This window comes from Actinoplanes sp. NPDC051537 (genome assembly GCF_055586105.1).
On record NZ_JBVJIU010000025.1, the window covers coordinates 91,966 to 112,862 of the forward strand.

At 73.3% G+C, this 20,897-nt stretch carries 11 protein-coding genes and 1 pseudogene; 9 read left to right on the forward strand and 3 right to left on the reverse strand.

Features of this window, described 5'->3' with window-relative positions; all coding sequences use genetic code 11:
* On the forward strand, positions 1 to 2,973 hold the full coding sequence (locus ACZ6TB_RS43220; protein WP_465565851.1) for an alpha-mannosidase: 2,973 nt from the start codon (positions 1 to 3) through the stop codon (positions 2,971 to 2,973).
* Positions 2,974 to 2,976: 3 nt separating this feature from the next.
* On the opposite strand, the gene ACZ6TB_RS43225 is transcribed toward ACZ6TB_RS43220, so the two are convergent.
* Positions 2,977 to 5,982 carry a hypothetical protein gene (locus ACZ6TB_RS43225; RefSeq protein WP_465565854.1) on the reverse strand — a complete coding sequence of 1,002 codons (3,006 nt, stop codon included), beginning with the start codon at positions 5,980 to 5,982 and terminating at the stop codon, positions 2,977 to 2,979.
* A gap of 217 nt (positions 5,983 to 6,199) precedes the next feature.
* Here ACZ6TB_RS43225 and ACZ6TB_RS43230 point away from each other — a divergent pair, with 217 nt between their 5' ends.
* The 5 genes from ACZ6TB_RS43230 (at position 6,200) to ACZ6TB_RS43250 (ending at position 13,127) form a co-directional block, all read left to right on the forward strand.
* Positions 6,200 to 8,104 (forward strand): Hsp70 family protein, encoded by a 1,905-nt coding sequence (locus ACZ6TB_RS43230; RefSeq protein WP_465565857.1) that lies wholly within the window; start codon positions 6,200 to 6,202, stop codon positions 8,102 to 8,104.
* 132 nt (positions 8,105 to 8,236) lie between these two features.
* On the forward strand, positions 8,237 to 9,538 hold the full coding sequence (locus tag ACZ6TB_RS43235; protein ID WP_465565860.1) for a serine/threonine-protein kinase: 1,302 nt from the start codon (positions 8,237 to 8,239) through the stop codon (positions 9,536 to 9,538).
* Positions 9,538 to 11,742: an NACHT domain-containing protein gene (locus ACZ6TB_RS43240; RefSeq protein ID WP_465565862.1), complete on the forward strand. Its 2,205-nt coding sequence runs from the start codon at positions 9,538 to 9,540 to the stop codon at positions 11,740 to 11,742. The genes ACZ6TB_RS43235 and ACZ6TB_RS43240 overlap by 1 nt, the downstream gene beginning before the upstream one ends.
* A 53-nt stretch (positions 11,743 to 11,795) precedes the next feature.
* Positions 11,796 to 12,647 carry a class I SAM-dependent methyltransferase gene (locus ACZ6TB_RS43245; protein ID WP_465565865.1) on the forward strand — a complete coding sequence of 284 codons (852 nt, stop codon included), beginning with the start codon at positions 11,796 to 11,798 and terminating at the stop codon, positions 12,645 to 12,647.
* A gap of 102 nt (positions 12,648 to 12,749) precedes the next feature.
* Entirely contained in the window at positions 12,750 to 13,127 is a 378-nt protein-coding gene (locus ACZ6TB_RS43250; protein ID WP_465565867.1) for a hypothetical protein, read from the forward strand.
* A gap of 2 nt (positions 13,128 to 13,129) precedes the next feature.
* Here ACZ6TB_RS43250 and ACZ6TB_RS43255 read toward each other — a convergent pair whose 3' ends face one another.
* Positions 13,130 to 14,083, reverse strand: a complete 954-nt coding sequence (locus ACZ6TB_RS43255) for a hypothetical protein (protein WP_465565870.1) — start codon at positions 14,081 to 14,083, stop codon at positions 13,130 to 13,132.
* Positions 14,084 to 14,193: 110 nt separating this feature from the next.
* Between ACZ6TB_RS43255 and ACZ6TB_RS43260 the strand changes: the two genes are divergently transcribed.
* From ACZ6TB_RS43260 to ACZ6TB_RS43270, 3 genes and pseudogenes are all read left to right on the forward strand, one after another.
* Positions 14,194 to 16,515 (forward strand): NB-ARC domain-containing protein, encoded by a 2,322-nt coding sequence (locus ACZ6TB_RS43260; RefSeq protein ID WP_465565872.1) that lies wholly within the window; start codon positions 14,194 to 14,196, stop codon positions 16,513 to 16,515.
* Positions 16,512 to 19,232 carry an NB-ARC domain-containing protein gene (locus tag ACZ6TB_RS43265; protein ID WP_465565875.1) on the forward strand — a complete coding sequence of 907 codons (2,721 nt, stop codon included), beginning with the start codon at positions 16,512 to 16,514 and terminating at the stop codon, positions 19,230 to 19,232. Before ACZ6TB_RS43260 ends, ACZ6TB_RS43265 begins: the two co-directional genes overlap by 4 nt.
* Before the next feature lie 102 nt (positions 19,233 to 19,334).
* Positions 19,335 to 19,652, forward strand: a pseudogene (locus tag ACZ6TB_RS43270) (SDR family NAD(P)-dependent oxidoreductase); the annotation flags it as partial.
* A gap of 237 nt (positions 19,653 to 19,889) precedes the next feature.
* Here the strand turns inward: ACZ6TB_RS43270 and ACZ6TB_RS43275 are convergent.
* A complete protein-coding gene (locus tag ACZ6TB_RS43275; protein ID WP_465565878.1) occupies positions 19,890 to 20,897 on the reverse strand; it encodes a LacI family DNA-binding transcriptional regulator in 1,008 nt (335 codons plus the stop codon).

The window sequence follows — 20,897 nt, forward strand, 5'->3', positions numbered from 1 at the left end:
ATGCACGACGACATCCCGCTCACCGTCGGGCGCGCGACCCGCGTGCTGACCGAGCGCATCCGGCCCGCGATCCACCCCGAAGCGGTGCCGCTGGACGTCGCCTGGCATGCCCTGCCCGGCGAGCCGATCCCGCCCGCGGCCGGCCTCGCCCTCGACTACGAGCCCTACGCGGTCGGCACGCCGTGGGGCCCGGCCTGGAACACGACCTGGTTCCGGCTGCGCGGGCAGGTCCCGCCGGCCTGGCGCGGCAAGCGGGTCGAGGCCGTCGTCGACCTCGGCTTCGACGCGAACATGCCCGGCTTCCAGTGCGAGGCCCTGGTCTACCGCCCGGACGGCAGCCCGGTGAAGTCGATCAATCCGCGCAACCAGTGGATCCCGGTCGGCGACGCGCCCGCCGTCGAGCTCTATCTCGAAGCGGCCGCCAACCCCGTCCTGCTCGACTACCACCCGTTCCGGCCGACCCGCGAGGGCGACATCCGGACGTCGTCGCCGCGTCCGCTCTACACGACCCGGCGGATGGACCTCGCGCTCTTCGACGAGCAGGCGTACGAGCTCGCCCTCGACCTCGAGGTGCTGCTGGAGCTGCAGGCCACGCTGCCCGCCTCGGCCCCGCGCCGGATGCGCGTCCTCCAGGCGCTCGACGACGCCCTCGACGTGCTCGACCTGCAGGACATCGGCGCCACCGCGGCCGCCGCGCGGGCCGAGCTGCGCGACGTGCTGGCGGCGCCGGCCGAGCACAGCGCCCACCACGTCGCGGCGATCGGCCACGCGCACATCGACTCGGCCTGGCTCTGGCCGGTGCGGGAGACCATCCGCAAGGTCGCGCGCACCACCGCCGGCATGACCGAGCTGATCGACCTCGACCCCGATTTCCGGTACGGGATGTCCAGCGCCCAGCAGTACGCCTGGCTCAAGGAGCATCGGCCCGAGGTGTGGGACCGGGTCGTCAAGGCGGTCCGGGACGGCCGGTTCGTTCCGCTCGGCGGCATGTGGGTGGAGAGCGACACGGTGATGCCCACCGGCGAGGCGCTGGTGCGGCAGTTCACGTACGGGCAGAGGTTCTTCCGCGAGGAGTTCGGCGTCGAGTGCCAGGGCGTGTGGCTGCCGGACAGCTTCGGCTACTCCCCCGCGCTGCCGCAGCTGATGCGCCGGGCCGGGTTCCGCTGGTTCTTCACCCAGAAGATCTCGTGGAACCAGGTGAACAAGTTCCCGCACCACACCTTCCTGTGGGAGGGCATCGACGGCTCCCGGATCTTCACCCACTTCCCGCCGATGGACACCTACAACTCCCAGCTCTCCGGCGCCGAGCTGGCCAAGGCGACGTCGCAGTTCCGGGAGAGCCGTCACGCGTCGATGTCGCTGGCGCCGGTCGGCTGGGGTGACGGCGGCGGCGGGACGACGCGGGAGATGACCGGCCGGGCGTCGCGGCTGCGCGACCTCGAGGGCAGCGCGACGGTGCGGTGGGAGCATCCGAACGACTTCTTCGAGCGGGCGCGGGCCGAGCTGACGCACCCGCCGGTGTGGGTGGGCGAGCTCTATCTCGAGTTGCACCGGGCCACGCTGACCAGCCAGCACCGGACCAAGCAGGGCAACCGGCGCAGCGAGCACCTGCTCATCGAGGCCGAGCTGTGGGCGGCGACGGCGGCGGTGCGGGCCGGGCATCCGTATCCGTACGACGAGCTGGACCGGGTCTGGCGGGAGGTGTTGCTGCACCAGTTCCACGACATCCTGCCCGGGACGTCGATCGCCTGGGTGCATCGGGAGGCCGTCGCCGCGTACGCCCGCATCCGCGAAGCGGTGTCCTCGGTGATCGCCGACGCGTGCCGCGCGCTGATCGGCCCCGGCGACACCAGGATCGCGCTGAATCCGGCGCCCTTCACCCGCGACGGTGTCCCGGCCCTCGCGGCCGCCCCGGCAACGCCGCCCACGGGATCGGTCTCGGTCAACGGCAATGTGCTCTCGAACGGCATCGTGTCGGTGACCGTCTCGGACGAGGGACTGATCACCTCGGCCGTCGACCTCGCCTCCGGCCGCGACGCGATCGCGCCCGGCCGGGAGGGCAACCTGCTCCAGCTGCACCAGGATTTCCCGAACCGGTGGGACGCCTGGGACGTCGACCGTTTCTACCGCAACCGGGCGACCGATCTGCGCGCGGTGGAGTCGATGTCGTTCACCGAGGACGACGCCGGCGCGCACGTCCTGATCGTCCGCGCGTTCTCGAGGTCGCGTGTCCGGCAGACGCTGACGCTGGCGCCGGGGAGCCGCGTCCTGCGCATCGACCAGGAAACCGACTGGCACGAGACCGAGAAGTTCCTGAAGATCGCCTTCCCCTTCGACGTACGCGCGGAGCACGCCACGGCCGAGACCCAGTTCGGCAATCAGAAGCGGGTCACGCACACCAACACCAGTTGGGAGGCGGCCAAGTTCGAGGCGTCCATGCACCGTTACGTCCTGGTCGAGGAGCCGGGCTTCGGCGCCGCCCTGGTCACCGACTCCACCTACGGATACGACCTGACCCGGGACACCGCGATGACGACCACGGTCCGGTTGTCGCTGCTCCGGGCGCCGCGCTTTCCCGACCCGGAAACCGACCAGGGCCACCAGACCTGCTCGTACGGCTTGGTGATCGGCGCTTCGGTGGCCGAGGCGACCGAGGCCGGCATCGCCATGAACCTCCCGCCGCGCGTCGTGTCCGGCGGCCACGGCTTCGACCCGCTGGTGTCGCTCGCCGGCGATCCCGGCATCCTGATCTCGGCCGTGAAGCTGGCCGACGACCGCTCCGGCGACCTGATCGTCCGCGTCTACGAGTCCCGGGGCCGCCGCGCCACCGGCGCCCTCCACGTGGACGGGCCGTTCCGCGCGGCCCATGTCGCATCCCTCCTGGAGGTCCCGGAGGATCCTCCGCTGTCGCCCGCTTCGGTGCCGCTGCACCTGACGGCGTTCGAGGTGCGCACCGTCCGCCTGGCGCGGTGACCGCTATTCGGTGGACGCCGGCTTGGCGTCCGCTTCCGGCTCCGGCTCCGGCTCCGGGAATCGCTGCAGAAGCGGGAAGTCGGTGGCCAGCCGGGTCAGGTCGTCGGAGCGGTCGGCCTCCTCGAGAAGCCGGTGAATCAGGATCAGCGCCTCGCCACTGCCGCGCTTCGCCGCGTCACGCAGGAACTTCTCGGCCTCGCCGGGCCGGTCCCGGGCCACCAGCAGGGTGCCCAGCCGGGTCATCGCGGTGATGCTGCGAAGCTGGGCCGCGCGCCGGTACCAGTCCTCCGCCTCATCCAGATGTCCGGCCGCCTGGCTGCGCGCCGCGAGGGCGCACATCGCATCCGGGTGGCCGTACGCCGCCGCCTCCCGGAACCATGCCGTGGCCTCCCGGCGGCGGCCGCGACGATCGAGCGCGGCGGCGACGTTCACCATGGCCTCGATGCGCCCGCTCAGCGCGGCGCGGCGCCACCAGCGGATCGCCGCGCGGCGCCGGCCGGTGCGCTCCAGGAGTGCGCCGAAGTCGTTCTGGGCGGCGGCGTTCTGCCTCCGGGCGGCACGGCGCAGCCACTCCTCGCCCTCCCGGGTCCGGCCGCGTTCCACGAGCCGGCCGCCGAGGATCGTCATGGACGCGGTGTTCCCGGCCTCGGCGGCTCGCCGCAGCCATCGCTCGCTCTCCTGAATCCGGTCGCCCTGCGGCTTCAGCAGCAGGTAGAGGCGGTACATCGCATCCCGGCCACCGGCCTCGGCGGCGCGCGTCCACCATTTCTCCGCCTCCTGCGAACGGCCGCGGCGATAGAGAGCGAAGGCGAGGTCGTCCATGGCCCGCCGCCGGCCGGCCTCCGCGTCGCGCCGCACCGACACCTCCACGAGCCGGTCCTGGAGGCGGGCGTGCCGGAACTGGTAGGTGGCGCCCGCGCGGCGCAGGACACGGCGCCGGAAGGCGTCGTCGAGGAACGCGAGCAGGCGCGGCGGGAAGCCGTGCGCGATCAGCCCGGGCCGGGCGCAGGTCAGCTCTCCCCACGAGGTGAACGAGAGCGCGCCCACCAACCCGAAGGCGACCGCCGTGGACAGTGCCGCGAGCGCGGCCGGGAGACCCGCGATCTTGACGTAGACCACGGCCAGCGGAACCACCAGCACGATCGCCACCGAGCCGAACCTCATCAGCGCGACCGATCGATCCGACCGGAACGACGTGGCCGGGTCGGACGCCACGATCGATCGCGGCGATCCGTCGTGCCGGCTCGGCAGGCCCATCGCCATCGCGACGTACAGCAGCAGGATGAGGACGGAGGTCCCGACGTAGGGTCCGAGCGCGACCGCACCCGTGGACAGGCGGCCCCACGAGAGGACCGCGACCAGGAACATCTGCCATCCCGCCAGGAAGAACACATAGACCGCGATCCGCCGGAGCGTGACGCTGCGCTGGACGCCGCCGACCGCCTGGCCGCCGCGCCACCGCGCCCATCGATCGGCGCCCGCGGTGACCGGGGTCGGAAGCGTGAAGTACAGCAGCGTCACGGTGGGGATCAAGAACACCGCGTCGACCATCAGCACGAAGGCGATCAACGAGGGCACCTCGGAGGACCGGACGAGCACCAGCACCAGGTTCCAGTTGACGACACCCACGAGAAAGCCGTAGACGGCCCGCATCAGCCACGTGAGCGACGTCCACATGCGCGACATCTGCCACCAGGCGATCTCGGACTGCCGGTCGCGGTGCAGGGCGACGGCGAGCTTGGTCAACCACCGCCGGCTGTCGGCCGCCCCGAACCGGCGCCGCGGGGCCGGCGGCGCGTGCCCGGCCGGCGCCGGTGCGCGTTCCCGATAGGCCGTCGTGATCATCTGATCCAGCAGGCGATTCTCCACATCGACCCGGCTGCCGGCGTGCAGCAGGTCGTTGGGGTTCCAGCCGCCTCCGTCGTAGGCGACGCGGGCGAGGCTGACCATCAGCGCGGTGGACAACGCCTGCCGGATCGGGCTCCAGGCTTCCGCCCGCATGGCCGCCGCCACCTCGGCCCACCGTTCCGGCGCGGACGTGTCGCTGGCCGACAGGAACTCGACGATGTCGTCCACCTCGAGCGGGTCGATCTCCACCACCGCGGCGCCGGCCAGCGCCTTTCCCCCGCCGGACACCGCGTTCTGGTATTCACCCCCGCGGCAGGTCAGCACGAACGGGCGATCGTCCGCGAAGGCCCGGTCGATCTCGGCGAGGGCCTCCTGGTGGTGGGCGATCGGCAGCTCGTCCAGGCCGTCGAGAACCGGCAGGATCCGCCGGCTGAGGGCGTGCGCGAGCGCGCCGCTCTGCTTCGGCGTCATCCCGGCGACCACCGCCGGATAGTCCTCGATGATCCGACGGGCGATCCACACGTCCAGGTGCTCGTGCAGCGGATTCCACGACGAGATGGACAGCAGCACGGGCACCGGTTCGTCCCGCTCCGGGCCGGGCTCGTGGATCAGGCCCAGGGTCAGCAGGATCGCCAGCGCGGTCTTGCCGGTGCCGGGATCGCCGAGAACGACGAGCTGCCGTCGGGGAAGGGCACGGTACCGGGTCACGACCTCGGCGGCGTTGCCGTGCAACCGGAGGCGGACCGGGCGGCCACCGACCACGGCGCCGACCACGGTGGCCGCCTTCGGCGTGACCGGCCGGAACGTGGCCTTCCAGCGAACCGCGATGGGCGCCGGCTCGTACAGGCCGCGCAGCGCCGCCTCGTCCGTCCACTGGTCCCGGACCGCGGCGACCAGCCGGGCCGTCACCGCACGCGTCCGGTCCTCGTCGAGCAGCCCGTCGGTGGCCCGGTCACCGCGAGCGAACCAGAAGACGCCGCCCAGGGAGATGAAGAAGGACAGCACCGCGAGGTAGCCGGAGACGACGCTGCCGAGCTTGTCGAGCGCGTCGAGCCGGGTCGACGCGCCCTGGGCGATCCAGAGCAGGACGGCGGCGAGGCCGGCCGAGGCCCCGATGACGATCATCCAGCCGGCCGTCCTGCCACGGTCGTGTCGAGCCACACCGACACTCTATGGCCGCGCGCCCGGCGACCCGCATCGTCGCCGTACGCGTCTTCGTGACGGTCCGGGGTGCGCGGGGGCAGCCTTTTGTGCAGCGTCCGCCCGCGGGCTTGTCCGCGCCCCGCCCCGCCACCGATGCTGAAGGACGGTCGCCGGTGCGGCCTGCCCCACGGCGGCGCGGATCGGAGGAATCGGTGACGGTCTCGGTGAGGCCGCGATGACCTACGGGCTGGGTGTGGACCTCGGCACCACCTGGACCGCGGCCGCCGTCCGGCGCGGCGACGCCGTCGAGGTGCTGCGGCTCGGCAGCCGGCGGCCCGAGATCCCGTCGGTGATCTTCCTGCCCGCCGAGGGGCCGGTGCTGATCGGTGAGCCGGCCGCGCGGCGGGGCGAGGAGCAACCCGAACGGCTGGCCCGCGAGTTCAAGCGGCGGGTCGGCGACCCGGTGCCGCTGCTGGTCGGCGGCTCGCCCTACTCGGCCCACGCGCTGCTGGCCCGCCAGCTGGAGCACGTGCTGGCCGTCGCCACCACCAACGAGCAGGGCCCGCCCGGGTCGGTGGTGCTCACCTGCCCGGCGAACTGGGGTCCGTACAAACGCGACCTGCTGGAGCAGGCGGCGCGGCTGGCCGACGCGCCGGGGGTGGAGCTGCGCACCGAGCCGGAGGCGGCGGCGATCTCGTACGCCGCGGGCGAGCACATGGCCGACGGCGACCTGGTGGCCGTCTACGACCTGGGCGGCGGCACCTTCGACGCGGCCGTGCTGCGCCGCACCGCGGCCGGGTTCGAGCTGCTCGGCGTCCCCGAGGGGATCGAGCAGCTGGGCGGCGCCGACTTCGACGAGGCGGTCTTCGACCACGTGACCCGGGCCTTGCCGCCCGACCGCCTGGCCGGCGACGATCCCGAGCTGCTGGCGGCGCTGGTCCGCCTGCGCCGCGACTGCGTGGAGGCGAAGGAGGCGCTGTCCTTCGACACCGACGTGATGATCCCGGTGGCGCTGCCCGGCCTGCACACCCGCGTGCGCCTGACCCGGCGCGAGTTCGAGGCGATGATCGCCCCCGCTCTGCAGGAGACGGTGCGCTCGCTGACCCGCGCGCTGCGGTCGGCCCAGGTCGAACCCGCCCAGCTGCGGGCGATCCTGATGGCCGGCGGCTCGTCGCGGATCCCGCTGGCCGGTTCCCTGGTCAGCACCGCGTTCGACCGCCCGGTCGTGGTCGACCCCAACCCCGAGCACAGCATCGCCCTCGGCGCGGCCCGCATGACCGCCCCTCTCCCGCCACCGCCCGCACCGTCCACACCGCCCACGCTGCCGCTCCCCACGCTGCCGCTCCCGGCGCCGCCGCCCACGCCGCCGCCCACGCCGCCGCCCGCGCCCACTCCCGCCGCCGCACCGCGCCGCCGCCGCACCCGCGTCCTGGTCGCGGCCGCCGTCGCCGTCCTGATGATCGCCGCCGGCGTCCCGATCGCCGTCCGGCTGGCGCGCGGCGCCGGCCAACCGACCGCGGCCCCGAAATCCTCGGCCCCGGTCTGCGGCTTCACCGACGACTTCACCGGCGCCACGCTCGACCCCGCCTGGCAGCTCAACCGCAAGGATCTGAAGATCACCGTCGGCGACGGCGCCGCCGAGCTCGACGCCCCCGACGGCACCGACATCTACAAGGCCAACATGACCGCCCCGATGCTGCTGCGCCCCGTCACCGGCGACTTCGTGCTCGAGGCCACCCTGGACGCCTCACCCGCCACCTTCTACCAGGGCGCCGGCCTGCTGCTCTGGAACGGCCCGACGAGCTACCTGCGCATCGAGCGCGGCATCGGCAAGACCACCGGGACGATCGGCTTCGAGTACAACGACGGCGCCGGTCACAAGTGGGTGCACGGCCCGCTCGACAAGCAACCGATCACCACCACGGCCACCCGCCTCGTCCTCCGCATGGCCCGCTCGGGCGACACCCTGACCGGCTCCTGGCGCCCGGCCGACCAGCCCGCGTTCGCCGACCTGGCCACCATCACGATGAACCTGCCGCCGACCGTGCGGGTCGGCGTGTCCGCCCTCAACCGAGCCCAGCAGGGCGCGAAGCCGGCCCCGTTCCACGCCCGCTACGACCGCGTCGCGGTGACCTGCTGAGCGCAAGCCGGCGACGGTCACACGAAAGCGGTACGCCGCTCGGGCAATTCCTGCGGCTCGATCAAGGGATGGGCGTGATCCGGTTCGCGAAACATACTGTTTCGCGAACCGATTCCGACGGAGGCATTTCCGATGGAGCAACATTTCCCCGCCGCGTACGAGCCGGTGCGCCCCATCGGAAAAGGCGGCATGGGCGAGGTCTGGGAGTCGATCGAGCGCGGCTCCGGCATGCGGGTGGCGATCAAGATGCCGACGCCGTGGTCCGGCGTCGAGAACATGCAGCGTTTCCAGCGCGAGATCCGCCTGCAGAGCCAGCTCACGCACCCGAACATCCTCCCCATCCTGGATTTCGACGTCGATGCGGACGTGCCGTGGTTCGCGGCGCCGCTGGCCGTCGCGAACCTCCACGACACCCTGCCGAAAGTGAGCGACGCGCAGGCTCTCGCCCTCTACATGGAGGTCGTCGAGGGCATTTCCTTCGCCCATCGCAACCGCGTGCTGCATCGCGACGTGAAACCGGCAAATGTTCTCGTGTTCGAGTCCGACAACGGCGACGGGATATACGCGGCGGTCTCCGATTTCGGCCTCGGGCGCAAATACACGCGGGACACGCCGTTCGAGACCGAGCCCTACGTCGGGTTCGGCACCGAGGGCTTCGCCGCCCCCGAACAGTGGCTCGACCTGCGCTCGGTCGACCACCGCGCCGACATCTTCAGCCTCGGCCGGCTGCTGGAGTACGTGCTGAGCGAGGTCGTGCCCGCCGACTCGCCGCTGGTCCGCCGCCTCGAGTACTGCATCCGCACGTCCACGGCGCGCAACCGGGACGAGCGCTACCAGAGCGCGGAGGAGCTCGCCGCCGACCTGCGGCTGGCGCTCGACCGGCCCACGTCGCTGCAACGCCCGGTCGACACGGTGCTGAGCATGGTGCAGGGCCTGCTCGAGATCGGCGACTTCGACGCGGCGGCGACCCGGGAGCTGGCCCAGTTCCTGCTCGAGAACCGGCACGACTACCGGCTGATGCTCAGCATGCTGCCCCGCATCCCGGCCCGGCTCTGGGCCGCCCTGGCCCGGCACCACGCGGCGGTGCTGCCGGTGGTGCTGGAGAGCTACGTCGAGGTCCTGGAGAGCCCGCTCGCCGTCGACTCGGCGATGGCGGCGATGCGGCTGCTGGAGGAGATGCTGGCGGTCTCGCCGGACGCGCGCATCCACGAGCTGAGCCTCGAGGCGATGCTCCGGCTGGCGATCCGCTACGAGATGGGCGAGTTCGGGTACGTCGTCTCGCGCAGCCTGATCGAGGAGAGCGACGCCACGGTCATCCAGGCTCTCGCCCGGCACATCCGCGACGATCCCGAGGCGGCCGCGTGGTGCGCCCGGCATCTCGGTCGCGCCGGCCTGCCGCCCCTGTTGCGGGACGCGATCCAGGCGGCGGCCTGATGGCGTACGTCTCCTCGCTGGCCCGCCAGATCGAGTCGCTGCTCGTGGCCCAGGGCTGGCAGTGCCGGGCGACCCGCTTCACGCTGTCGGTGACCGAGCCCGCCGTCCTGACGCCCACCTCGCACACGTGGATGGCGGGCGACGCCTCGGCGATGACCGACAGCGACATCCGGTCCGTGCGGCCCAGCCTCGTCATCGTCCCCGACCAGGCCTCCACGCTCGACGTCGGGCGCATCGAGGCGTGCATGGACGAGGTCGGCCGCGAGCCCCAGGTGGAGCGGCTGACGTCGTTCGTGGACCGGCTCTGGGACGCGCCGCAGGCCGCCGTCCGCGCCCGCCTCGACGCCCAGTTGCAGGATCAGCTGTTCGAGTCGCTGATCCCCAAGGGCCTGCCGGTCCAGCCGACCCCGGACGACCGGCACGCGCCTCAGCAGGTTCTGCTCGGCGGCACCAAGGTGCCCGACCACTACCTGCTGGAGAAGGCGCTGCCGGTCGCCGGGTCGTGGCTCGCCGTGCTCGCCGACGCCGGGCAGGGCAAGAGCGAGCTGCTGCAGTGGCACGAGTGGCGGTACGCGGTCTTCTACGAGTCGGCCCGGGCCCAGAAGGTCCGGACGCTGCCGCCGGTCGCGCTGCGTGTCCCGCTGCGTGGCCTGCACGCGCTGTCCCTCGACGCGATCGCGCACTACCTCTCCCGCCCCGATCCCGACAACGGGCTGCCCGCGGTGCGCAACATCGGCACCGGGGAGTGCCTGCGTCAACTGCTGCGGATCGGCCGGGTGGTCCTGCTCCTCGACGGGCTCGACGAGCTGCTGATCAGCCGGGAGAAGCTCGCCGACGGCCTCGCCGAGCTGAAGAAGGTGCAGCTCGACGGCGGCCAGTTCGTCGTGTCCAGCCGGTTCGGTCACCTGACCTCACGGACCGCCCTCGCCGGCGTGTTCGCCGAGCAGGAGATCGCCCGCATCGAGTCGATGACCCCGGCCGACGCGCACAAGCTGCTCACCAAGTACAACGCGAGCGGCGAGAAGGCCGACGCCATCCTCAAGCGGCTGAACGCCTCGCCGGCGCAGCGGATCCCGCTGTTCCTGCTGATGGCCTACGCGGTTGATCTCTCCACCGAGCTGGACTCCCACGTACGGCAATCGCGTACCCGCGTCCTCGCCGAGCTGTTGCGTCTGTTCTGCCAGCGCGACGAGCCCCGCCTCGAGGTGTCCACCGACGACCAGATCCAGCTGCTCACCGAGCTCGCGCACTGGATGTTCCTGGACGGCGACCTGACCCCCGACAAGGCGCTGGAGCTGCTCGGCATCGACCAGTCCGAGCCGCGCGCCGCGATCATCCTCAACCCGCACGCGCTGCTCACCCGGGCCGCCGGCCGCAGCGTCTACTTCAAGTACCCGCAGTTCCTGGCGTTCTTCACGGCGCGGGCGCTGGCCGAGGACTGGTCGCACTACGGCTTCGAGTCGATCGTCGCCGAGTTGCGCACCCGCAAGCTCGACGAGCCGACGGTCGAGTTCCTGGCCCGGCTGGTCGAGGACTCCGATCTGCTGCGCGCCTGGGCGGCGACGCAGAACGAGTCCAAGCTCGTACGGCGTAATCTCCTCGCTCTCGCGCTGGCCCGGCTGGACGACGACGCCCTCGGCGAGTCACCCGCCGTGCGCTCGCGGCGGCTCGCCACCCTGCTCGGCGGCCAGCGGCTCGAGGACGTGAGCATGGTCGACCTGTCGCTGGTGCGGCTCGACTTCACCGGCTGGACCCTGGCCCGGATCCAGGGCCGCGGCGGCTCGATGCAGTACTGCCTGAACCTCGAGCACTGCCAGTACGACGACTCGATCCGGACGCTGGACGACCACGAGGGCACCGACCTGCCCGACCACGTCAACGAGCAGGCGCTGCTGACGAGCGGCGCCGACCGGCTGAGCCGCCTGATCCGCCCGCTGCTGCGCAAGGGATCGCACACGTTCATCCCGATCCAGAACCTGGCCGAGGCCAAGGACAACGACGGCTGGAAGCTGATCCGCAAGGCCGGCCTGGCCAGCCAGGAGCGCCGCGGCACCGGCGGCGAGCACTGCTGGCTGGTCAACGACCACGGCGTCGCCCTGCTCAACGCCTTCATCACGGCCGAGGCCAGTTCGCCGGCCGCCGTCCGCCAGCTGGCCCGGAACGAGCGGCCGCTGCGCAAGCTCCTGCTGGCCCTGGCCGCCTGACCGCCGGGCGTCCACAATGTACCGAGGCCCGGTCGAGAACCTCGGGAGGCGCCGTGGCGGCGAAGGTGGTGGAGCGGACCGCGTTCGGCGCGGCCATGATGCGGGCTCTGGAGCAGTACGACCCCCGGCCGCTCTTCGAGGATCCGGTCACCGTGCGGCTGATCGCGCGGTGGCAGCGGGCCATCGTGGTCAACCGGGCGTTGCGCGCGGCCTTCCTCGCGCTCATGGCGCGCTCCGGGCCCGGTTTCTACGGGACCACCGTCTGCCGCACGCGGGCCATCGACGACGCCTGTCGCGCGGCGGTCGGCGGCGGCGTCACGCAGGTGGTGATTCTCGGCGCCGGGCTCGACACCCGCGCGTACCGGATGACCGAGCTCTTGACCTGTTCGGTCTGGGAGCTGGACCTGCCGGGGGTGCAGGAGGCGAAGAAGCGCGCGCTGGGCGTGCTTCCCGGGCACGTACGCTACCGGCCGATCGATTTCACCCGGCGCGCGATTCCGGAGGTCATCCCCGACGCCGCGGCCGTGCCGACACTGGTCCTCTGCGAGGCGGTGAGCCTCTATCTCCCGGTGCGTGCGGTCGAGAGCATCTTCGCGTACGCCGTAAACCGCCCCGCCGGAAGAAGGCTCGTGCTCACCTACCTGCCCCGCGCGGTCGCCGACGATCCGCGCTATGCCCGGTGGGCCCGCCGCCTGCACTGGGACACGGCGTTCGCGCCGGACGACCTGGCCGCGCGGCTGGCCGCCCACGGCCTGACCGTGGCCGAGGACCTCGGCGCCGACGAGCACCGCGACCGGCTGCTGCGCCCGCTCGGCCGCACGCTGGACGTGTTCGACGGCGAGCGACTGGTGATCGCCGACGTCCGCGAGACCTCCGCCGGCCCCGCACCCGATCTCCACAACTGATCATTACCGTCCGGGTCGTGCCGCCGCCGCGCGGCCCCGGCGGTCGCGGGTCACCTGCCGGCGGGCCGGCTCGCGCTGCCCGACTACGGCGCGCTCGGGCGGGTGCGCCACCCCTGGTTCGTCACCTGGTCCTCGGCGCTGCTCGCGGCGGCGAGCCATCTCGCGCTCGACCGGCTGGAGGCCGGCGTCCCGGTCTCCGAATACGTGATGCACGTGCTGGGCGTGGCCGGCCCGGCGGCGATCCTGCTGTGGATCGGCCGCCACCGCCCGCTGCGCCGCTGGCACGGGGAACCGCCGCCGGTCCGCACCCGCCCCGCGGTGTTCTGGACGGCCGCCGCCGCGGTCACGCTGCCGCTCGCCGCCGCGACCCCGTTCCTGCCGGCCGCCGGCCTGGTGCACACCACCGCCGTCCGACTGCTCTGCGCCTGCGCGACCGGCCTGCTCGGCGCCGCGTCGATCGTCTCGGCCCCGCGCCGCTGATCTCAGCCCAGCGCATCGAACGAGGCCGTCACACCCAGCGCCAGCAGCACCCGGCACAGCACCGCGTAACCGGAGCCGGCACGGTAGTCGTCGTACTTGCGGGCCTTGCCGCCGATCGGCCGCACCTTCACGCGACCCGGCCGCAGCTCGACCCGCTCGATCGCGGCCCAGGGCGTGAGCCGGCCATCCTTGCTTCCCACGAGGCCGTCGCGGGTCACCCGGACCTGGCCGCGCACGAGGACGCCGCCGGCGCGCACGGCCTCGGCCTGCCGCTCCACGACGCGGGCGACGGCCCGGTCGGTGATGAGGTCGGCGATCGACGGGAAGCGGGGAATGGCCTGCCCGACCTCCGCCGGCATGAGCGCGGCGATCAGACCACCCGCCGGCCCGTACGGGTCGAGAGCGTTGCGATATCTGGCGGTGACCGGCACGGTGCGGCCGTCGGCGAGGGTCAGCCGGTACCCCTCGTAGTCCCCGGTGGACGACGACTCCGAGCCGGCCGAGCTCCACTCGTCGACCGCGTCGGTCACCTCGTCCCAGCGGACCACGCGCGGCCGCCCGTCGGGGTCGACCTCGGCCAGGCCGCCGGTGTAGCCGTAGAGCCAACGGGTGAACCGGCGGCGGCGCGCCACCACGGTGAGCACCACGCCGGCGTAGATCGGAATCACGAACGGCGCGAGGCCGAGCAGCGGGACCGATTTCCCCGGCGCGACGACCATGAGCAGGACGGTGACGGCGAGATAGGCGGCGACCGGCAGGAAAAGGCGCAATCCCCGCCGTACGCCCAGGGGCGGTTGCACTTCGGTTTGGTAGATGCCCAGCGTGTCGCCCAGATCGAGCGCCCGGCCGACCTGCGCCGCGTGCTGCCGGTGTGGGGTGAAGCGTTCCTCCTGCTCCGCCACGCGGCGCCGGAAACCCTGGTCCAGTCGCTGCCGCGCCTCGGGACTCATTCCCATACGCACCTGGGTAGCACCGCCCGGCAACCGCGCACCACGGTCGTTCACCTTTGGACATAGTCCCTTGGGAGGATCGACAGTGTTTGCGCGCGCACCCGACAATCGCGCTCATGGAGCTCATTGTCCGCCGGGCCCTGTCCTATCTCACGGCTTATCGTGGTGTGCTCTGGTTCCTCGTGCTTCCCGCCGTTCTGCTGCTGATCCCGAACGGCCGGGCGGTCGTGCTGCCCATTCTGGTGGGTTATCTCGTCGCGATCGCCATCCTCGGCGTACGCGCGTTGTTCCGGCGCCGGCGACACCGCCAGGAGTACGTCGTGCCGCGCGAGCTGCCGCCGGCGCCGGCCCTGGTCGGACGGGACGACGAGATTGCTGACCTGCGGGAACGGCTGACCCGCGGCCGGTCGTCGATCGTCGGCGTGCGCGGGCCGGCGGGCATCGGCAAGACGGTGCTGGCGCTGCACGTCGGGCAGTCGGTCAGCTCCCATTATCCGGACGGGCAGCTGTTCGCCCGGCTGCGCCTGTCGGCCGACGAGACAACCACGACCGTACGCATTCTCAAGCAATTCATCTGGTCTCTCCAGGGCCCGTGGGACAACCAGCCCGGCGACGATTTGGACGAACTGGTAAGCCTTTATCGGAAACTCACGCGGTTCCGGCGGGTGCTGGTCGTCCTCGACGACGCCACCTCCCCCGAGATGGTCCGCCGACTGCTGCCCAGCGGCGCCGAGTGCGCGGTGATCGTGACCAGCCAGCAGCGGCTCGACCTGCCGGCCGAGGCGCACTGGTGCCGGCTCGGCAGCCTGGCCCGCGGCGACGGCCAGCGTCTGCTGGAGACGGTGGTCGGCGGCACCCTGGCCGAGGAGGCCGAGCACGGCGTCACCACCGAGGTCGTCGAGCAGGCCCGGCACCTGCCGCTGGTGCTGCGGCTGGTCGGCAACCTGGTGGCGGCCCGCTCGCCGGCCGACCTGACCACCTCGTTCCGGCTGCTCGAGCGCTCGCCGGCCACGCACGAGGCGCTCGACGTCGGCTACAACCTGCTGACCGCCGAGGAGCAGCGCGCGGTCCGGCTGCTCGGCCTGCTGCGCGAGGGCGAGGCGCTGGCGCCGTGGATGCTGGCCGGCCTCACCGGGCTGACCGCCGACGACGCCCGGGTCTTCGCCAACCGCCTCGTGCAGGTGGGCATGGTCGAGCGGGTCGCGGCCCGGGAGCCGGGACTCGTCGAGTACCAGGTGCTCGACCACGCCCGGCGGTACGCGCAGGCACGGGACGAGGACGACGAGCAGGACGCCCGCGAGCTGCGCGCGGCCCGGGCCGCCCGGCAGGACGAGACGCACCTGGCCGACCCCGAGGAGATCGCCCGCCTGCAGGAGCGCGGCGAGCTGACCGAGGCGCTCACCAAGGTGGCGGACGCGATGGCGTGGGCGGCCGAGCACGGCCGGGACACCTCGCTGCCGATGACCCAGATCGTCGCGGCCGAGCTGTACGTCGAGCTGGGCGACCTGGAGGCGGCGGAGGACCTGGTCGAGGCGGCGGCGTCGGCCGGCGAGCCGATGATCCGGGTGCACGTGATGCGGGTCGCCGGCCGGATCCTGCGCCGCCAGGGCCAGCCGCGGGTGGCCGAGCAGATCCTCTCCGACGCGCTGCGCCACCTGGAGGCGGCCGGCTCGGGCGGCGCCGACGTCACGGCCGAGAAGGTGCGGCTGCTGCGGCACCTGGCCGACGCCCGGCGCGACTGCGGGCTGCTGACCCGGGCCCGGGAGGATCTCGACGATGCGTCGTCGCTTGCGACGGCGCTGCCGGTCCGGGTGTCCACGTCGCTCACCTGGTCGCGGGCCGCGATCAGCCGGCGGGCCGGCGAGCTGGACCAGGCCGCGGCGCAGCTGCTCGCGGCGGCCGGGCAGGCCCGGGACGAGCGGGTCTGGCGGGCCTGGATCAGCCTCGACCTCGCCCGGGTGCGGCTCGACACCGACCGGGTCGCCGAGGCCGGCGCGCTGGTCGAGCGGGCGCTGGAGTCGTTCGTCCAGATGGGACACCGCTACGGCAAGGCCAAGGCGCGCGAGGTGCTGGCCGAGGTCCGGCACCGGGAGGCGCCGGGCCAGCCCGAGCCGGCGGTGGCCGAGCTCGAGCGGGCGCTGGAGACGCTGCGCAACTGCGGCGACCGGTGGGCCGAGGCCGCCGTCGCCCGCAAGCTGGCCGGCCTGCTGCCGGCCGCCCGCGGCGACGAGGCCGTGATGCTGCTGCGGGTGGCGGCCGAGGGGTTCGCCTCGGTCGGCGACGACAAGAACGCGGCCCGGTCCCGCCGCCGGCAGCGGTCCGTCGCCTGGCGGCGGGTGCTGCGCCGATCGGCGGTCGGCTGGTCCGACGTGCTGGCGCTGCCCCGCACCCGCCCGATCGAGCGGTGGAGTGGGTTGATCGAGGCGGCCGAGCGATGAGACGCCGGGGGCGGGCGCTCCAGTTCGCCGGGTTTCTCGGCCTGTGCGCGGGCGCGTTCGCCATCACCTTCTTCGACCCGCAGAACGTCCTGCTGCGGATCCTGCTGGCGACCGGCGCGACGGGGCTGTTCCTGCTCGACCGCATCGGCGTCGGGCGGCGCGGCGAGCCGCCCGAGGGGCTGGGGCTGCGCTCGGAGATCCTGCGGCGGTTCCCGGCCATCGTCGGCTGGCTGCCCGGCTTCCGGCTGTCCCGCCCCGACCGGCTGCCCGAGCCGCTGTCCAGCTTTCGCGGCCGGTCCGCCGAGCTGGCCGAGCTGGCCGCCAAGCTGGCCGAGAAGCGGCTGGTGATCCTGCACGGCATGCCCGGCGTCGGCAAGTCCGCGCTCGGCCAGGAGCTGGCGCACCGGGTCAAGGCCGACTACCCGGACGGGCAGCTCTACGAGAACCTCGGGCACGGCCCGAACGCCAAGGACCCGATCGTGGTGCTCAAGGACTTCCTCAAAGAGCTCGGCTGGCCCGAGCGGGAGATCCCGGTCGACCCGGCGAAGCGGATCAACCTGTTCCGGACGCTCACCAACAACCGCCGCGTCCTGGTCGTGCTCGACGCCGCCCGCGACCCGAGCCAGCTGCGCGACCTGCTGCCCGGCGGTCCCGGCTGCGCGGTCATCGTGACCAGCCGGCAGAACCTCTCGGTCGACTCGGACCGCTTCCCGTACCTGGTGCAGGCGCCGACGGTGCCGGACGCGACGCTGATCCTGCACGCGCACGCCCGGGTCAACCCGTCCGAGCAGCCCACGCACGCCGCCGCCATCGTGTGGGCGTGCGGGCGGCTGCCCCGCGCCCTGGTGGCCGCCGGCGCGCTGGTGCGGCGCGGTGACACGTACGCGGAGGTCGCCGGCGCCCTCACCGACGGCGACCGCAGTCCGCTGGCGCTGCTGACGGTCGAGGGCACCGACCTCGGCACCGACTTCCGCAGCGAGTTCAAGCAGCTGACCGCCCGCGAGCAGAAGGCGCTCCAGCTGCTCACCCTGGTCGGGTCGCCGACGTTCGTCTCGTGGACGCTGGTGCCGATGCTCGGGACCAACCTGGAGGAGGCCGAGAAGATCGTCGCCCGGCTCCGCGGCGTGCAGTTGCTGGAGACGGCGAGCCCGACCGGGCCGAGCCGCAGCCGCTTCCACCCGCTGGTCCGCGAGTTCGTTTCGGCCCTGCCCCTGCCCGAGCGGGCGAGCGCCGAGGCGGCGCTGGCCCACGGCTACCTGATGGTGATCCGGGCGGTGCTGGCCGGCGCCGGCGAGAACGTGAGCGCGCCGGCCGGCGCCGACGCGGCGCTGCTGCCCCCGCCGTACGTGATCGACCACATCCTCAAGCACCGCGAGCGCTGGGTCCGCGACGAGTACACCAACCTGCTGCGCGCGGTGCGCAGCGCGCCGGCCGGCCTGGCCTGGCGGATCGCCCGCTGGCTCGGCGACCACGTGCCGCGCGGTTCGCTCAAGCAGCAGGTGCACGAGGTGCTGGAGACCATCGTGGACAGCGCGACGACGCCCGCCCAGGGCCGGCTCTGGGTGCAGCTGGCGCTGGCGGGGCACGCCACCGCGGTCGGCGAGTACCGGATCGCGCGCACCAACCTGCAGGCGGTGCTGCAGCGGCGATCCCGCTCGCCGCTGGTCGAGGCCGTCGCGTACCGCCGCCTGGCCCAGCTCGAGCTCGCGGTGGGCGACCGGCCCGCCGCCGAGGAGGCCGCCGCGCAGGCCCGGCGGCGGTTGAACGGCAACGGCGCGGTCGCGGCCCGCTCGGCCTACCAGCCGACCGGCGAGGAGGGTCTGCTGCGGCTGATCATGTACCGGGGGCGGAGCTGGGGCGACGCGGCGAGCTGGAGCCTGGCCGTGCCGGGCGAGGCGGTGCAGGGCTTCCACGACATCGCGCAGTTCATGATGGCGCTGACCCACGCCGAGTTCCACCGCCGCCGGCGCGAGTGGGACTCGGCCCGGCGCCTGCTCGACAACACGTATGCCTACCAGCGCGACGACGCGTACCGGGTGGCGTCGATCGAGTACGAGCGCGCCCGGGTCGAGCTGAGCCAGGCGCTGCGCACGACCGGGCCGGAGCGCCGCCGCCGCGTCGAGAGCGCGATCGCCTTCGCGGCCCGCTCGGTGCTCATCAACAAGCAGATGGGCAGCGACATCGCCGAGCTGCGCGGCCGCTGCCACCTCTCCCGCGCGCTGACCGCCGGCGGCTACTACGCCGAGGCGACCCGCCAGGCGGTCGGCGCCGAGGCCGGCCTGCGCACGATCGCCCGCGACGCGATCGGCAACGCGTACGACCTGCTGCTGGCCCGGGTGCGCCGGGCTCGCGGCGAGGCCCTGCTCGGCACCCTGTCGTCGCCGGGCGCACCCGACGAGGACCACGGCGAGGGCCCGCACGAGGTGGTCGCCCTGCTGCGCGACGCCCAGAACCTGTTCACGACGTACGGCGAGTGGTGGGCGGGCGCCGAGCTCGACCTGGTGCTGAGCCGGGCCCACCGCCTGGCCGGCGAGCACGCCCTGGCGCTGAAGCAGGCGTCCAGCGCGCTGGCCGCCTTCGACGCCGTCGACGACCCCGACATCTGCCGCGTGGCGATGGCCGAGGTCCTGGCCGCCACCGACGCGCTCGCCCGGGCCCCGCGCATGCTGGTGCCGCCGCAGGCCGGGCCGCCGCGCCGCGAGCCCGCCGCCTCCTGACCTGCGTTGTGGACGGCCGCCGGGCGGCGGCCGGGCCCCCGGGTGGACGGCGCCGCCTACGTCGAGGCCGACGTCGCGGACGTGGCGAGCGCGCTCGGCTCGGTGGCCGCGGTGGTGGCCCGGCACGACCGCATCGACTGCCTGGTCAACGCAGCCGGCCTGACCGCGTGGGGAACGCTGCTGGACACCACACCGGAGCTGTTCGACCAGCACGCGGCGGTGAACCTGCGGGGACCGTTCTTCCTCATGCAGGCGGCCGTCGCCGACATGGTGAGGGCGGGGCGAGCCGGGCACGATCGTGAACATCATCTCCAGCTCGGAACTGGGCGCCAGCCGCACCTGGCGCCGTACGTCGCGGCCAAGGCCGGGCTGGCCGGGCTTACCCGCAACGCCGCGCACGCGCACCGCTTCGACCGCGTCCGCGTCAACGGCCTGGACATCGGCTGGACCGACACCGAGGGCGCGGACGCGGTGCAGCGGGCGGTTCCACGACGCCTGGGACGACTGGCGCGAGCGCGCCGGCCGGGAGCTGCCCGCGGGCCGGCTGGCCGGGGTCGACGAGATCGCCGGCTTCGCGGTCTTTCTGCTGTCGGCCCGCAGCGGCGTCGTCACCGGCTCGGTGCTGAACTGGGACCAGAACGTCTCGGGCGCGCACGACTAGAACTCGACCGGTGGGGCGTTGTGCGGGGTGATGACCTGCACGGCCGAGGGGTTGGTGCGGATCGGGCCGGGCAGCACGCCGTGGGCCTGCATGATGGCGAGGCACGCGCGCCGCAGGTCGGTGCGCAGGTCGTGGTGCAGGACGGCGGACAAGCGGCGCGAGCGCAGCAGCGCCGTGTTCTCCTCGTCGAGGTCGTGGGCCACGAAGACGTCGTAGCGGCGGCCGAGCGCGGCGAACGCGGAGACCACGGCCGCGTTGCCGCCCGCGCCGGCGTAGAGCGAATAGACCGCGCGCACCGCGGGGCTCGCCGACAGGACCTCGCGGATTCCGGAAGCGACCGCGCCCGGCGAGTCCGAGGCGTCGACCACCTCGAGGACGCGGCGGGCCGGGGACAGCTCGGCGCGGAAGCCGGCCTCGCGCTCGTCCTCGCCGCGGAACGAGCCGTGCCCGCGCACCACCAGCACATCGCCGGAGCGGTCGCCGAGCCACTGCTGGATCAGGTAGGCGGCCGTCGCGCCGGCCGCGACGTTGTCGATGCCGACGTAGGCGATGCGCGGCGTCGCCGGCAGGTCGGTGACCAGGGTGACCAGCGGGGCCGGCAGGCGGCGGGCGGCCGCCACCACCGCCGGCACGTCGGGGGCCTTCAGGATCACGCCGTGGGTGCGCTTGCCGATCTTCTCCAGGACGGGCACCACCGACCCGCCGTCGAGCAGGTGGAACCGGGCCCGGAACACCGCCGGGCGCAGGCTCGGCAGCGACGCCTCCAGGGCCGCCCGGATGGTGGCCGAGAAGCGCGGCGGCGCCTGCACCACGACGTCGACCATGAACGTGCGACCGCCGAGCCGGACCTGGGCGCGCTGGCGGTCGAGGTCGGCGATCGCCAGGTGGACCTCGCGGACCGTGCTCTCCCGCACCCCGCCCCGATCGTGCAGCACCCGGTCGACCGTGGCCTCGCTGAGACCGGCCTGGGCGGCGATCTCGCGGATCCGGTAAGGGTGCTTCAC